Below are 15,829 nucleotides of genomic sequence, written 5' to 3'. Positions count from 1 at the left end.
ACAGGGACAGACATGACGGATTTTGATCGTACGGTGGGCATCATCGGCGGCGGCGCCTCGGGCATCGGTGTTGCCAAGGCGCTGACCGAGGCCGGCCTCGACTACGAAGTGCTGGAAGCCAGTGGCGGCCTGGGCGGTAACTGGCAGCCGGAGGGGCCGGCGTCGAAGATGTACGCGTCGGTGCACCTGATCAGTTCGCGCCGCAACACGCAGTTTTCCGACCTGCCGATGCCGGACAGCTATCCGCACTATCCGCGGCACAGCCAGATGTACGCCTACCTGATGTCGGTGGCTGAGCGCTACACGGTCGAGGCGCACACGCGCTTCCACACCCGGGTCGTCCGCGCGCGGCCGGAGGGCGGCGGCTGGCGCTGCGAGCTGGCTGACGGCGGCGTGCGCCGCTACGCCCATCTGGTCGTCGCCAACGGGCTGCTGCGCATTCCGCTCGTTCCGAAGTTCGATGGCCATTTCGACGGCGAAAGCGTGCACTCCGGCGACTACCGCTCGGCCGACCAGTTCCGCGGCAAGCGCGTGCTGGTGGTCGGTGGCGGCAATTCTGGCTGCGACATTGCGGTCGATGCGGCACTCAATGCCGACGCGGCTTTCCATTCGACCCGGCGCGGCTATCACTACATGCCGAAGTTCGTCGATGGCAAGCCGACGCAGGAATGGCTGATGGACATCGCACCGAAGTTCACCGATGCCCAGGCCTACTGGGACCACGTCGGCGCGGTGTTCAAGCTGGCCGGTTTCGACGGCACCGACTTCGGCCTGCCGGCGCCGGATCACCGCATCGATGCGGCACACCCGATCATGAATTCGCAGGTGCTCTACCACATCGGTCACGGCGACCTTGCGCCCAAACCGGACATCCGGCGCATTGACGGCCGCACCGTCGAGTTCGCCGACGGCAGCCGCGAGCAGATCGACCTCATCCTGTGGGCAACCGGCTTCCGCACCGATCTGTCCTTTTTCGATGCGGCGGATTTCGATCCGCGCGTCGATCTCGATCGCCTGTTCCTGCGCATGGTGCCGCAGCGCCACGAAAACCTGCTCTTCGTCGGCTATCTGAACACGCCGTCCGGCCTCGGCAACGTACTCAACATCACTGCGCGCTTCGTTGCCGCCTGCCTGTCGGCGCGCATCGCCGGCAGCGACAACTTCCGCCGGCTGCAACAGATGAAGCAGCAGCCGGAGCGGCTCGACCTCGGTCAGGGCCGCTTCATGGACACCGACCGCCACCGTTACGAGGTCGACCTGTGGAAGTACATCCGCGCGGTCAATTTCGTCACCGGAAAGCTGCTCGACGGCGCCGCGCAGACCGCGCCGGCCGAGGCGCTGCCGGCATGAGCACTGACTTCACAACGCATACCGGGGGTTCCGCATGGACATGAGCATCGCCGACGAACTGTCGCCGGAAGAGGCGCTGGCGCTGATCGAAGGACTGGAGATGGAGGAGACGCCCATGGTCGCGCCGGCCATCGCTCCGACTCCATCGACCGTTCCTGCAGCGCGCGTGGTGCCGGCTGCGCGGCCGGCACTGGAGGTCGCGCTGGAGCACGATCTGGGCGCGCTGGTCATGGACGTGCTGAAGCTCGAAGCCACCGACTTTTCGCCGACGCGCTCGCTGATGGACTACGGCATGGATTCGATCTCGTCCACCGAGATCGGCAACCGTTTCACCGCGCGCTTCGGCATCGTCATTCCGCCCACCGTCTTCTTCGAGTTCCAGGATCTGCGCGGCCTCACCCGCTATCTGCTGAAGAATCACGACGCCGACGTGAAGCGCGTGCTGGGTGAACTCGAAGGGTCGGTTGCCGTCGCGCCAGCTGCCGCCGCTGCCCGTGCCCCCGAACCTGTCCGGACAGCTCCGGCCCCGGCCCCGGCCCCGGTCCCGACTCCCCGCCCGGCGCCCGTTGCCGCGGCGCCGTCGCCGGCCCCGCGGGCGGTGACCGCGGCGGCCGACGCGCCGCTGTCGATCGAGGCGCTGTGGGCGGAGCAGGGCGGCGCCACTGCGCCGGCGTCCGCCGTTGCGCTCGCAACCGCTCCCTTACGAGTACCGGTGGCCCGGGCGCAGGACACCGCCGTCGAAGGCGGCGTGCGCCAGCCCTCGCGCGAACATCTGGATGCACAGCAGGTCGTCGTCGATCAGGCGCGCTCGGTCAGCGTGCAGGGGCGTTCCGGCCGCACCATCGAGGCGGCGGTCTACGGCCAGGGGCGGCCGGTGCTGCTGCTGGGCGGCCTGGTCATGCACACCTCGGTCATGTGGCGGCTGCAGTTGCGCGAACTGGGCGAACGCTACCGGCTGATCGCCTATCACATGCCGGGCTGCGGCCGCACCGACTTCTACAGCCCGCTGACGCTGTCGTCGATGGCGGACGACGTGGCCGAACTGCTGGATGGCCTGGGCATCACTGATGCGCTGCCGGTGATCGGCTATTCCTTTGGCGGCGTGCTGGCGCAGCGCTTCTGCGTCGACCATCCGCAGCGCGTGTCCGCGCTGGTGGCGACGGTCACCTCGCCGTTCGCGCAGGGCGCGAACGACTTCGCCACGCTGATGCGCGAGCTGCAGATGAGCGAGCGCTTCATGGAACTGAACCGCGGCTGGAACATTCCGTCGCTGCCGGCCTACCAGGCCGTCGTCGGTGCCTTCGACCATCGCGAGGCGCTGTCCGCCCTGCGCTGCCCGGCGCTGGTGATCAGCGGACGCGATGACCGCTACATGCAGCCGGCCTATGGCCGCGCGCTGGCGGACGCGCTGCCCGGCGCGCGCTACGTGTGCTTTCCGGGTGCCGGTCATCTGCTGGGCTTCACCCATTTCGAGGCCTACAACCGTCTGCTGCTGCGTTTCCTCGACGAGGTCGCGCCGGCGCGCGGCGAGGTGGCGGGGGTGCCCGCACTGGTGCCGGCCAGCGCCTTCGCGCCGGCCGACGCCGACGCGCTGCAGGTGCTGGAGGACTATGTGCGCCGCGGCGATCAGGGCCACTGCGCCATCCTGTCGCCGCAGTCGGCCCAGGTCGCGCTGCTGCTCAATCGCATCCAGGCGCAGAACAAGATCGGCGACGAGGACTACCGCTGCCTGTTCCTGACCTCGCAGCACGAGGCGCTCGACGCCGCACTGCGCCTGGCCCGGCACCGCGCGCGCAACCGCGACGCCGACAGCAGCGGCGAACTGCTGCTGATCGACGCCGGAGAAGGCTGGCGCCGCTACTTCGATCCGCTCGACGCAGGCCCGGACGACGCACTGGTCCCGGGTGTGGTGTTCGTGTCCACCGTGCTCGAAGCGATCGAGCGGCTGGAAGGCGGCGCCTCGCCTGTGGCGGCCGTGCTGGTGTGCGATGCCTTCACGCCAACCGAGGACGCCGACCGCCTGATCGCCACCTGCGCTGCGCGCGAGGTGCTCAGCGTGCTGGTCGACAACAACGATCCGGACACGGCGGCTGAGGCGTGGATCGCGCCGTCCTGCCGCGAGCGCGCCGACATGATCGTGCTGGGCGAATCGATGGCAGCGAGCCGGGTGCCGGTGGCCGCCTGCATGGTGCGCGCGCCGGTACACCAGACCTGGAGCATGACGCCCAGCGAAAGCTATGTGCGCAACGTGATGACCAGCTTCGGCTTCCCGCTGGCGGTGGCGCGCGAGGCACTGCTCCGGGCCTTCGGCGATCGCATCGACGCCGCTACGCACCGGCTGATGCGGCGCATCGACGCCGATGTCGACGCCTGCTACGACGCGCACCTGCGCTGGGGCAATTCCGGCTACGCCCGGGTGGCGCGCCTGCACGGCTTCGACGCGCGCTTCGAGGCGGCACGCGGCATGAAGTCACTGCTGCGCGACCGCGACGGCACCGCGCGCACGGTGCTCGACTGCTTCGTGAATGTGGGCACCAGCCCGCGCGGCCTGAACCCGCTGGACGTGATCGACGGCGTGGTACGCGCGCACGACGCGAACACCGATTACTGGGGCGAACTGGCTGCACTGCTGAGCGAGCGCACCGGACTGCCGCACGCCTTCCCGGCGTCGAGCAATGTCACCGCGGTCGAGGTGGCGCTGACGCTGGGCGCGCTCGCCAGTCCGCAGAAGCGCCGCATGCTGTTCTTCTCCGGCGGTCTCGGCTTTTCGATGCTGAGCGCGGTCGCTTCGCACGACGCGGTGTTCGACATCTTCCGCAAGCCCTTCGAGCCGCTGTACCGGCACAGCGTGTTCATCGACGCGCACGCGCCGGACGCAGCGCAGAAGCTCGAAGCCGAACTGCTGTCCGGCGACATCGGCCTGGTGTGGTTCGAAACCATACAGGTGGATGCCAACGCCACCCGCCCGCTGCCGCCGCAGCTGGTCGAGCTCATCGTCCGCCACCGCGAAGCCGGCGGCTATCTGGTCGGGGTGGATGAAACCCAGACCAATCTGATGACCGGCCGCCTGCTGCACAGCGCGCCGCAGGTGCCGTCGCCGGACCTGGTCGCGCTGGGCACCGCGCTGTGCGATTCGCTGGTGCCGACCGGCGTCGTGCTGTGCAGCGACGCGGTGCGGCAGCGTGCGCTGGCGCGGTCCCCGGCGCGCCTGCAGGAACTGGCCGGCCGCCAGCGCTGCCCGCTTTCGGCGCACATCTCGCTGCACGCGCTGCGCAAGGTGTTCGAGCAGGGGCTGGACGTCCGCGCGGCAGCCACCGGCGCGTCCTTCCGGGCGAAGCTGACGGCGCTGCAGCGCCAACTGCCGATGATCACCGCGGTGCGTGGCGAAGGCCTGCTGCTCACCATCGATCTCGACCTCGGCGGGGCTGATCCCTTCCTTCAGCGCAGCTTCGGCTACCTGCTGTGGGGCGCCATGCTGCGCGACCCGGTGCAGGGCGTGGCGGTCGCGGTCTGCCCGATCCACAACAACAGCCTGCGTTTCCTGCCGCCGCTGGACATCGCCGACGCCGAGGTCGACCTCATCGTCGACAGCCTGCGCCGCCATCTGTCCGGCGGCATCGCGCCGGTGGTGCTCGACTGCGCCGCGCATTCGGCGCGCATCGGCGAAGCGCGCACCGCTGCATTCCTGAAGTCCCTCGTCCCCACCGAAAACAAGGAGGTCCGTCGCATGAGTGCTCCCCGTTCACTGTCCGCGCCGCCGGTCGCACGCGAATTCACCCGCGCCTTCGTCGAACGCATTCCGGGCGGCGCACGCATGCTCGAACGCCTGCGCGGCAAGGGCCGCTCGCCGCGCCAGCTGCCGCGCGTGTGCGTGGTCGGCGCCGGCGTCGGCGGCATTTCGATCGGCAAGGCGCTGACCGAATACGGCATCCCCTTCGACTGCTTCGACGGACGTGACCGCATCGGCGGCATCTGGGCCTTCGATCCGGATCGCAAGTTCACCTCCGTATGGCACGCGATGAACCAGAACACGCCGCGCGGCCTGTACCAGTACACGGATTTCCCGATGCCGGACGACTACCCGGATTTTCCGTCGCATCAGCAGGTGCACGCGTATCTGGAAAGCTATGTCGATCACTTCGGCTTCCGCGACCGGATACAGCTGAACACCCAGGTCAAGCGCGCCGAGCGCTTCGGCGACAAGGGCTGGCGGGTCACGCTGGACAGCGGCGAGGTGCGCCACTACGACGCGCTGGTGGTGGCCAACGGTCACCACAACGAACCGAACTTCCCGGATTACTACTACCGCGACGTGTTCGACGGCGAGTCCATCCACTCGCAGCACTACCGCTATCGCGAGGACTACCGCGACAAGGACGTGCTGGTGGTCGGCGTCGGCAACAGCGGTTCGCAGGTGGCGGTGGACATCAGCCACGCGGCGAAATCGACCTGCATTTCGCTGCGTCGCGGCGTCTATGTGCTGCCGCACTACCTGCTGGGCCTGCGCATGGACCGTGCGATGGCCTTCCTGAACGACTGGTGGTTCAAGAAGATCCTGCCTTACCCGCTGTTCAACCTGGTGCACACCGGGCTGTACAAGGCGCTGATCCAGCGGCACAGCAGCATGGGCATGCCCAAACCCGATCACCTGATGATGTCCAGCCTGCCGACGCTGTCGGAGAACTTCGCCAACCGCATCGGCGACGGCAAGCTGAAGATCGTGCCCGAGGTGAAGCACATCAAGGGGCGCAAGGTGTTCTTCGCCGATGGCAGCGTGCGCGAGTTCGACGCCATCGTCTATTCGACCGGCTTCAAGACCACCTTCCCCTTCCTCGACAAGCAGTTCCTGAACGCCGACGACAACAAGGTGCCGATGTTCAAGCGCATCTTCGTGCCCGGCGTGGACAACCTCGCCTTCATCGGCCTGTTCCAGGCGGTGACCTGGGGTTTCCTCGACATGATGGAAGCGCAGTCGAAACTGGTGGCCGAGCACTTCGCCGGTTTCTATCGCCAGCCCGACATCGCCGCGCAGAAGCGCGACATCGAGCGCGAGCAGAAGATCATCCGCCGCGAGTATCTGGCGACGCTGCGCAACAACTACGAAATGCACGGCCCGACCTATATGCACGAGCTGGCGAAGGAACATGGCCGCGGCCGTGCGCGCGCCCGCAAGGCCGGCCTGCCGATGCCTTGCCCGGCCAGCGGCGTGCCGGTGACCGACGAGAGCACGCCGCAGGACGTGCCGGCGCTGGCCGGAGCAACGGTGTGATGCACCCGTCCGCCGCCATCGCCATCGTCGGCATCGCGGCGCGTCTGCCGGGCGCGCCGGACGTCGCCGGCTTCTGGCAGACGCTGCTCGGCGAGGAGACCGCCATCGGCGAGGTGCCACGGTCGCGCTGGGACTGGCGCGCGCACTACGCGCCGCCGGGCGGGGCGGCGAATACCGCCTACTCGAACGTGGGCGGCTTCATCGACGACGTGGATGCCTTCGATCTGCGCCACTTCGGCATCGCGCCGCGCGAAGCCGAGGCGATGGATCCGATGCAGCGGCTGTTCCTGCAGTCCGCATGGACCGCGCTGGAGGACGCCGGCATCGCGCCGCGCAGCCTGTCCGGCCGGCGCGTCGGCGTGTTCGCCGGCGTCGGCAATGCCGAATACACGTCGCTGATGCGTGCCGCGCACTGCGACAACGACGCCTACCGGGCGACCGGCATGGCGCTGACCCTGGTCGCCAACCGGCTGTCCTATGTGCTGAACCTGCGCGGCCCGAGCCAGGTGGTCGATACCGCCTGCTCCGGTTCGCTGGTCGCGGTCCATCGCGCCATCGAGCAGCTGCGCCTCGGCCAGTGCGAACTGGCGCTGGCCGGCGGCATCAGCCTGATGCTGAGCCCGGAACTGCACGTCGCCTTCAGCCAGGCCGGCATGCTGAGCAGCGCCGGGCGCTGCCGGCCCTTCGACGCCGAGGCCGACGGCTACGTGCGCGGCGAGGGCGCCGGCGTGGTGGTGCTGAAGCGGCTGGACGACGCGCTGCGCGACGGCGATTTCATCCACGCCTGCATTCTCGCCTCGGCCGAGAACCACGGTGGCCGCGCACACAGCCTGACCGCGCCCAGCTTCAAGGGGCAGGCCGAAGTCGTTGCCGCGGCCTGGCAGGCGGCCGGACCGGCGGTACGTCATCTGTCGCACATCGAGACGCACGGCACCGGCACGCCGCTGGGCGATCCGATAGAGATCGCCGGGCTGAACGAGGCGCTGCGCCAGTGCCGCGGCGTCGATCCCGAATGCACGCCGGCCGGCGACATCCGGCTCGGCGCGCTGAAGGCGCGCATCGGCCACCTCGAAGCCGCGGCCGGCATCGCCGGTCTGATCAAGACCGTGCTTGCGCTGCGTCACGGGCTGATTCCGGGCCATCCGGCTTTCGTCCGTGCCAATCCGCAGCTCGAACTGAGCGGCTCGCCGCTGCGCATCGTCGACCGTCCGCAGGCGTGGGGCGAGGGGCCGCGGGTAGCCGGGGTCAGTTCATTCGGTTTCGGCGGCGTCAACGCGCACGTCGTGCTGCAGGCGCAGCCTGTGCCGGTGTGGCCAGCCGCTGCTGACGAGGCCGAAGTCGTGCTGCTGTCGGCGCGCGACGCCGATACGCTGCGCGCACGCGCGGCGCAGCTGTTCGACTACCTGTATCCGGATGTGCAGCCGCACGTGCTGCTTGCGCTGCACCGGGCCGCCGGTGTGCTCGATTTCGACGCGCAGTGGGCGGCGCTCGGCGTCGACGCCGGAACGATGGTGCGTGACGCCCACGCGGCCGCGCAGGCGCTGGGCATCGATGCCGCGCGGCTCGATCTGCGCGACTGCCTGAACTGGGGCGAGGTCGCGGCTGCACTGAGCGAAGCCTTGCCCGCGACGGATGCGCCGGCGCGGTTGTCTGCCCGCGCCAGCCTGCCGCGGCAGGTGCTGGCGCCGACGCTGCATGCGCTGGCGATGTCGCTGTTCATCGGCCGCGACCTGCAGGCGCACCGGCTCGCTGTTGCGGCAAGGGATTTCGGCGAACTGGCGCTGCAGCTGGCCGGTTGGCTGTGCGATGCGCCGGCGCCACTGGCCGTTGCTGCGCAGAGTGTGCGGGACAACGGCGACCCTCAGCCGCCGCCCGCCTGGCGCAGCGCCACCGCGGTGGCCGACTGGGTGCGCACGCAGTTGGCCGTTCCGGCGGTGAGCGAAGTGCTGTCCGCGCGCTATGCCGCGGGCAGCGCAGCGCGTGTGCCGCTGCCCACACTGCCGTTCCGCCTCGATCGCGTGTGGTTCCGCGCGGCCGCGCCGGTCCCGCCGCAGCCGGGCGCTGATGCGTCGCACGACGTCGCCGGGCTGCGCGCGTACTGGACGGCATTCCCGGGGGCGCCCTTCGACGGCAGGCCTGACTGCCTGCCCTCGCTGCTGCCGTGGCCGGGCCATGCCGCGACAAGCGGCGCCGTCAGCTTCGTCGATGTCGCCTGGGCCGCAGCGTCGCCGCGCCACCGGCAACTGACGGCGACCCGTGTCGGCGCCGGTCTGAGCTATCGCGCACAGGCCGACGACGCCACGCAGACACTGCTGCGCGTCGAGCGCATCGACGCCGGCAGCGGTCCGGACGCGACGGCAGCTGTTCATTGTGACGTCGTCGTGGACGCCGATCCGTTCGCGTCGCAGGACCCGGGCGCACTCTGGATGCACTGGAGCGTCGCCGTCGTGCGCGCGCTGCAGCGGCTGTTTCCGGGCGCCACGAGCGCGCCGCTGCTGCCTTACCGCGCGGTCCGTGTGAGCTGGGCGGCCTTGCCTGCGGCCGGGCCACAGCGCCTGCTGCTCGGCGTGGATACCGACAGCGGACGCGTCGGCGTGCGCGGCGAGATCGACGGACGCACGGTGCTGCAGATCGATGGTCTGGAATTGCGCGAGGCGCGCTGGCTGGCGCAGCCATCGAGGATCGGCGCGGAGATGCTGTCATGAAGGCCGTCGTCTTCCCCGGTCAGGGCGCGCAGCGCAAGGGCATGGGCGTCGAACTGTTCGAGCGCTATCCGCGGCTGGTCGAACAGGCCGATGCGGTGCTCGGCTACAGCCTGCATGATCTGTGCACCGAGGGTGCCGACCGTCTGATCGACACCCGTTACACGCAGCCGGCGCTCTTCGTCACCGGCTATCTCGGCTACCTGGATCACGCGCACCGGCACGGCGCGCCGGCCATGCTGGCCGGGCACAGCATCGGCGAGTTCGTCGCGCTGGCGGCGGCCGGCGCGCTCGACTTCATCGACGCACTGCGTCTGGTCGACCGGCGCGCCCGCATCATGGCCGCCATCCGCGACGGCGCGATGGCGGCGGTCATCGGCCCCGGGCGCGACGAGGTAGACGCGTTGATCGCGCGCCTGGGCGTCGATGGACTGGAGATCGCAAACGAGAACAGTCCCACGCAGACCATCGTCGCCGGGCTGTCGGGCGAGATCGATGCCTTCGTCGAGCGCTGTCGCCAGGCGGGCACGCGGGCGGTGCGCCTGCGCGTCAGCGGTGCCTTCCATTCGCGCCACATGCGGCCGGCAGCGGCCGAGTTCGCGCAGGCGCTGCGCGAAACGCGGTTCCAGCCCCCGCGCATTCCGGTCATCGCCAATGTGACCGCACGGCCGCACGACGCGCAGATCGCCGATGTGATGGCGGCCCATCTCTACAGCCCGGTGCGCTGGATGCAGTCGGTGCACGCCATGCTCGACGCAGGCGTGACCGAGTTCGTTGAGATCGGCCCGGCGCCGGTGCTCGGACCGATGGTCGACGAGATCCGCGCCGCCTGGCGCCCGCAGCGAGGCGCAGCGGTGGCGGAGGTGCACTGGCCCGAGTTCGCGCCGCCGTCGGTGGCCGGTGCCCACGCCGCACTGGCCGCCGCGCTGCATCGGCTGTACGTCGAGCCGGCTGCCAGTGCGGCCGACTGGGCCGCGCTGTGGCCGTGCGGACTCGATGTCGCCGGCTGGCCGCCGCTCGAACTGGCGGCCACGCCGCGCGCCGTGCGCCGCCAGGTCCGCCGCGCACTGGAAACCCTGATTCCGGCGGCCGCGTCCGCGCAGCACGCCGACCCGTCTTCACCCTTGCACGGACGACACCCATGAGCACCGAACACGATATCGCGGACTTCATCACCACCTTCATCGCCGACCGCACCGGCGTACCGGCGCACGACATCGAGCCGGAGGAGAACCTCGGCAGCTACGGACTGGGTTCGATGCAGGCGGTCGATCTCGTCGGCTCGCTGGAAGACCGCTACGGCGTGTCCTTGCCGCCGGCGCTGGTGTTCCAGTACCCGACCGTGCGCGAGCTGTCGCTTGCCGTTGCGCAGCGCGCCGCCGCGACGACGGGAGCCTGAGCATGGATGCGCGCATCGAAACCGACGATCTCGCTGCCGGCCTGTACGACGAGGTGTCCGCGCTGTCGGTCACCGACATCCTGCAGCGGCGTGCCACGCGGCACCCGCAGCGGGTGTTGTTCCGCTTCCTCGACGAGCATGGCCGCGAGGAGGACGTGCTCACCTACGGCGACGCCTGGCGGCGCAGCACGGCGATCGCGGCCGTGCTGGCGGCGCATGGCGGGCCGGGCGACCGCGTTGCGCTGTTCTATCCGGCCGGTCTGGATTTCATCGTCGCCTTCTTCGGCTGCCTGCTGGCCGGGCGCGTCGCGGTGCCGCTCAACCTGCCGAGCCGGCGGCGCGTCGATCGCTGCCTGCGCATCCTGCGCGACTGCGGCTGCCGGCGCGCGCTGACCGTGTCGTCGCTGGAAGCGGGGCTGCGCGACATCCTGTCCGTCGACGCCGACCTGCCGCTGGCCTGGCTGGCCACCGACATGCTGCGCAACGAAGCCACCGCAGCCGGCGTCGTGCCGCCGCCGGCCGACGAGCGTATCGCCTTCCTGCAGTACACCTCCGGCTCGACCTCGCATCCCAAGGGCGTCATGGTGAGTCAGCTCAACATCACCACCAACCTGCGCATGATGCGCACCGCGTGGGAACTGGACCACACGTCGAACACGGTGTTCTGGCAGCCGCACCATCACGACATGGGCCTCATTCTCGGCCAGCTGCTGCCGGTCATGCTGGGCAACGAAACGGTGCTGATGGGCCCGAACACCTTCGTCCGCCAGCCGCTGATCTGGCTCGACGCGATCTCGCGCTACCGCGCGGTGCTGGCCGGTGGGCCGAACTTCGCCTACGAACTGGCGGCGCAGCGCTGGCAGCCGGGCCGGCTCGATGGCTGCGACCTGTCCAGCTGGCGCATCGCGCTGAATGGCGCCGACGTCGTGCGCGCGGCGACGCTGGAGCGCTTCGCCGCCACCTTCGGCCCGCTCGGTTACCGGCCCACCACCATGCTGCCGTGCTATGGCCTGGCCGAGGCGACGCTGTTCGTGTCTGGCGGCCCGGTCAGCAAAATGCCGCGCGTGCGCAGCATCGACGCGCAGGCGGCGGAGACCGAAGGTCGCGTGCGCGAGGACCTCGGTGCGAGCGGACGCACCGTGGTCGGCTGCGGCCTGCCGTCGGACGAGATCGAGGTCGCCATCGTCGATCCGGCGAACGGCCTACGGCTCGGCTGCGATCGCCTGGGCGAGGTGTGGGTGTCGGGCGACACCAATGCGCTGGGCTACTGGCAGCTGCCGGAGCAGAGTGCGGCCACCTTCGGCGCCGAGATCGCCGGCGAGCCGGGTCGTCGCTACATGCGCACCGGCGACATCGGCTTCATCGGTGCCGACGACGGCCAGATCTATCTGTGCGGGCGGATGAAGGACCTGCTCATCGTCGATGGCCGCAACCTGCATCCGGAGGACGTCGAATACACCATCGTCGAGTCGCATCCGCTGATCAAGCCGCAGAGCTGCGCGGTGTTCGAGGACGACCGCGGCGAGCAGCGCCGGCTGGTGGCGGTGATCGAAGCCGACCGCGAACTGAAGCGGGCACTGCCGGAGATCGCCAGGGCGCTGCGCATGCAGGTGCGGCGCGCGGTGTCGGAAGAGCACGGCGTGGCCATCGCCGACATCGTGTTCATCGCGCCGGCGACCTTGCGCAAGACCACCAGCGGCAAGGTGCAGCGCAGCCTGATGAAGCAGCTGCATCAGCAGTCTGCGCTCGACGTGATCGACGTGGCGGTGGCGCTCGATGCCGCCTGAGACCGCGGCCGGACGGCTGGTGCGCATCTGCGACGCCGGTGCCGGCGCACCGGTGGTGCTGGCCGTGCCCTACGCCGGTGGCAGTGCGCAGTCCTTCTTCGCCTGGAAGCCGCTGATCGAGGGACAGCTCACGCTGCTGGCACTCGAACTGCCCGGGCGCGGTCGCTGCTACGGCCAGCCGATGCCGTCGTCGCTGCTTGCGCTGGCTGACGGGCTGGCGCAGACGCTGGCCACCGAAGGCGTGCAGCCGGACCTGCTGTTCGGCCACAGCCTCGGCGCGCTGATCGCTTTCGAACTGCTGCGCGCGCTGCGCCGTCGCGGCCGGTCGCTGCCGGCTGCGGCGCTGATGTCGGGCCGCATCGCGCCCTCGCATCCGCGCACCTTCGGGCTGCCGCGCTTCGGGCGTGAGGATCTGGTCGAGTATCTGCGCGACCTCGGCGGCACGCCGGACAGCGTGCTGAACAACGACGCGGTGATCGACATGATGCTGCCGGTGCTGCAGCAGGATCTCGAACTGATTGCCGGCTATGACTACGCGCGGGCGGCGCCGCTGGATATCGACCTGACCGTCGCCGGCGGTTTCGACGACGGGCGTGTGCCGCTGTCCGGCCTGCTCGGCTGGCACGAGGAATGCACCGGGCGCTTTGCGCTGCACATGCATCCGGGCGGCCACTTCTTCGTCGAAACCGAGCGTGCCGCGGTGGCTGCACTGCTGTGCGAACTGGCGGCGCGCGGTCTGCGCGCCAAGGCAGCCTGACGGTGCACAGGCTTCCCTCCGGTACGGTGCGGGTGTTCGTATCGCCGATGGCGGCCTACGATGCCGTCAGCCTGCGCCAGCTCGAACGCGCGGTGCTGGTGCCGGAGGAACAGCGCCGTTCGCGCGCCATCCTGCGCTCGCCCAGTCGCGACGCTTTCATCGCAGCGCACGCGCTGAAGCGTCTCGTGATGCGCGCGCTGCTCGGCCACGCCCCGAGCTTTGCCTGTGAGGCGGGCGGCAAGCCGGTGCTTGCGGGCAATACGCTGCACTTCAACATCAGCCATTGCGACAGCCATGTCGCGCTGGCGCTGTGCGGCAGCGCGCCGGTGGGCGTCGACGTCGAGTCGGTGCCCATGCGGGTGTCGATGCCGCAGGTCATGCAGGCCGCTCTGACGGCGAGCGAACGCTCGCGCGTGATGGCGGAGAGCGACCCCGAGCGCTCCTTCCTGATCCACTGGACGGCGAAGGAGGCCTACGTGAAGGCCACCGGCGAAGGTCTGGCGCGCGGTTTCGACACGCTCACGCTGGGTGCAGATGCCGGGCCGCTTCATCTGCTCGGTGAGCGGGTCGCCGCGCACAGTCTGCACTGCCGCTCGGCCCGCGAGCACGTGCTGTCGGTCTGCGCCTTGGGCGAAAAGGAAGACGCTGTGCAGGAGGTGCGGATCGAGTCGGTCATCTGTTCGCTGCGCGGTGTCGAGGTCCTGCACTCGCGCTAGCAACAGTCCCGGTGCCGCGGCCGTCGGTTACGAAATGATGGGAATGATTCGTACTCCTGTTTAACCGGACTGTGGGATACTTTTGCGCACCCGAATCCGGTCCCGCACATGACAGACCCTTCCAGCTCTGCCGTCCTGACCTCGACGCTGCGTGCCGTGCTGCGCCCGGTGGTGCGCCTGATGCTGGCGCGCGGCGTCACCTTGCCGCTGGCTGTCGAATTGCTGAAGCGCGTCTATGTGCAGGTCGCAATCGAGGATGCGGGACGCGACGGACCGGTCACTGACAGCCGGGTGAGCCTGCAGACCGGCGTGCATCGCAAGGACGTCAAGCGGCTGCGCAGTTTGCCCAGCGCGCAAGCAGATCTGCCGCGCAATGTGTCGCTTGGCGCGCAACTGATCAGCCGCTGGCTGGGGCAGGCGCCCTGGCGTGATGCGACCGGCGGGGCGCGACCCTTGCCGCGGCTGGCGAGCGCCGGCGGCGGCACCTCGTTCGAAGCGCTGGTTGCGTCGGTGAGCAAGGACATCCGTGCGCGACCCGTGCTGGACGAGTGGCTGCGACTGGGGATTGCCCACCTGAATACGCGCGACGAGGTCGTGCTGAATACCGGTGCTTTCGCGCCGCAGGAGGGCGCCGACGAGCAGCTCGCGCGTTTCGCGCTGCACGTCGGTGACCACGCGATGGCGGCCGTCGACAATCTGCTCGGTCAGGGCGATTCGTGGTTCGAGCGCGGCGCGCACTATCGCGGGCTGTCGGCGGCGGCAGCGTCGGCGCTGCATGCACGGGCTTCAGAACTGGGTGCAAAGGCCCTGCAGTCGCTGGAGCGCGACGCAGGCGCGGGCGCCCGGTCAGCCGACGATGCAGGTCGGCGACTCACGGTCGGCGTCTACGTCTACGCGGAGCACGACAGGCAGCGCTGAGCCTGACGTTTCAGTACGCAGTCAGCACGCCCAGCTGTTCGACCTGTCCGGCCAATGCAGCACCGAGCAGTGCGTGCTGGTCGGCATCGAGGTGCACGCCGTCGTGCGGGCTGGCGCTGATCACGCGACCGGCGTCGAAGAAGGCGCAGCCCAGCTCAGTGCATACCGTCTGCAGCGCATCGGCCAGGCCGACGCATTTCGTTTCCCCGCCGACGAATTTCTCTGCGATCGGGCCTTTGGGCGAACTGATTGGCGGCGGTGCGACGACCAGCACCGGCGGCACCGGCATGCCGGGTTCGATCGGCGCTTCGCGGATCGCGCGCACCAGCGTTGCCGTGCCCTGGGCCGAGTGCCAGGCGGTATGCGGGTGCATGGACTGGAAGTCGTTGGTGCCCAGCATCAGCACCACCAGCGACAGCGGTGAGTGGATTTCGATGCGCTGGGCCAGCCCCGTCAGGCCGTTGCGGCCCGGCTTGAACGGGTCCTCCCACACGGTGCGACGCCCGTTCAGACAGTCCTCGATTACGCGCACGCGGCGCCGGTCGCCGTTCAGCACGTTCTCCATCACGCCCGGCCAGCGCAGGTCGAAGTCCAGACGCTGGCGCGTGGTCGGCACGATGCCCCAGGACAGCGAATCGGCATAGACGAGTATTTGCTGCATCAATGCCTCCATCAAAAAATTAAATGAGTGCCACTGCCAGTTTGACACGTCGCCGATGGTGCGATGCGGAAATGCCGTGCGCGTGCGTGCGGTCCGCCGGCAGCATGGCTTGATTGTCCGTGTGGAGGCGCAGAAGCCGCTGTTTCGCATGTCCATGGAATCGACTTCGCTGATTGGGTGATCCCTTTTGCAACGGCGTGCAGACGCCATCTGTCACGGATTCGGGGACAGTTCCGGGTGCTCAAGGCAGTGCGGAGGACGCCGTAAAGT

10 protein-coding genes are annotated in these 15,829 nt (G+C 69.4%); 9 read left to right on the top strand and 1 reads right to left on the bottom strand.

Annotated features, from left to right (window positions below):
* Nucleotides 1-12 precede the first annotated feature (12 nt).
* The 9 genes from AC51BJ_RS15890 to AC51BJ_RS15850 all read left to right on the top strand — a co-directional run bounded on the left by AC51BJ_RS15890 (nt 13) and on the right by AC51BJ_RS15850 (nt 14,898).
* On the top strand, nt 13-1,350 hold the full coding sequence (locus AC51BJ_RS15890) for a flavin-containing monooxygenase (RefSeq protein WP_496280872.1): 1,338 nt from the start codon (nt 13-15) through the stop codon (nt 1,348-1,350).
* A 34-nt stretch (nt 1,351-1,384) separates the two neighbouring features.
* Entirely contained in the window at nt 1,385-6,619 is a 5,235-nt protein-coding gene (locus AC51BJ_RS15885) for an alpha/beta fold hydrolase (protein ID WP_496280871.1), read from the top strand.
* Nucleotides 6,619-9,324 carry a beta-ketoacyl synthase N-terminal-like domain-containing protein gene (locus AC51BJ_RS15880; protein ID WP_496280870.1) on the top strand — a complete coding sequence of 902 codons (2,706 nt, stop codon included), beginning with the start codon at nt 6,619-6,621 and terminating at the stop codon, nt 9,322-9,324. Before AC51BJ_RS15885 ends, AC51BJ_RS15880 begins: the two co-directional genes overlap by 1 nt.
* A complete protein-coding gene (gene fabD / locus AC51BJ_RS15875; protein WP_496280869.1) occupies nt 9,321-10,466 on the top strand; it encodes an ACP S-malonyltransferase in 1,146 nt (381 codons plus the stop codon). The genes AC51BJ_RS15880 and fabD overlap by 4 nt, the downstream gene beginning before the upstream one ends.
* Nucleotides 10,463-10,720 carry an acyl carrier protein gene (locus AC51BJ_RS15870; protein ID WP_304000817.1) on the top strand — a complete coding sequence of 86 codons (258 nt, stop codon included), beginning with the start codon at nt 10,463-10,465 and terminating at the stop codon, nt 10,718-10,720. Before fabD ends, AC51BJ_RS15870 begins: the two co-directional genes overlap by 4 nt.
* Before the next feature lie 2 nt (nt 10,721-10,722).
* A complete protein-coding gene (locus AC51BJ_RS15865; RefSeq protein ID WP_496280868.1) occupies nt 10,723-12,507 on the top strand; it encodes a fatty acyl-AMP ligase in 1,785 nt (594 codons plus the stop codon).
* The gene (locus AC51BJ_RS15860) at nt 12,497-13,264 is read left to right on the top strand and encodes a thioesterase II family protein (RefSeq protein WP_496280867.1); all 768 of its coding nucleotides are present in this window, start codon (nt 12,497-12,499) and stop codon (nt 13,262-13,264) included. The genes AC51BJ_RS15865 and AC51BJ_RS15860 overlap by 11 nt, the downstream gene beginning before the upstream one ends.
* A gap of 2 nt (nt 13,265-13,266) precedes the next feature.
* The gene (locus AC51BJ_RS15855; RefSeq protein WP_496280866.1) at nt 13,267-13,980 is read left to right on the top strand and encodes a 4'-phosphopantetheinyl transferase family protein; all 714 of its coding nucleotides are present in this window, start codon (nt 13,267-13,269) and stop codon (nt 13,978-13,980) included.
* Between the two features lie 108 nt (nt 13,981-14,088).
* Nucleotides 14,089-14,898, top strand: a complete 810-nt coding sequence (locus AC51BJ_RS15850; RefSeq protein ID WP_430433565.1) for a DUF6502 family protein — start codon at nt 14,089-14,091, stop codon at nt 14,896-14,898.
* Between the two features lie 10 nt (nt 14,899-14,908).
* On the opposite strand, the gene AC51BJ_RS15845 is transcribed toward AC51BJ_RS15850, so the two are convergent.
* Complete coding sequence (locus AC51BJ_RS15845) at nt 14,909-15,559, bottom strand: SGNH/GDSL hydrolase family protein (RefSeq protein WP_430433566.1); 651 nt, start codon at nt 15,557-15,559, stop codon at nt 14,909-14,911.
* Between the last annotated feature and the right edge of the window lie 270 nt (nt 15,560-15,829).

This window comes from Methyloversatilis sp. S146-33 (assembly GCF_059552495.1).
This window is presented reverse-complemented; position numbering and strand designations above follow the sequence as displayed.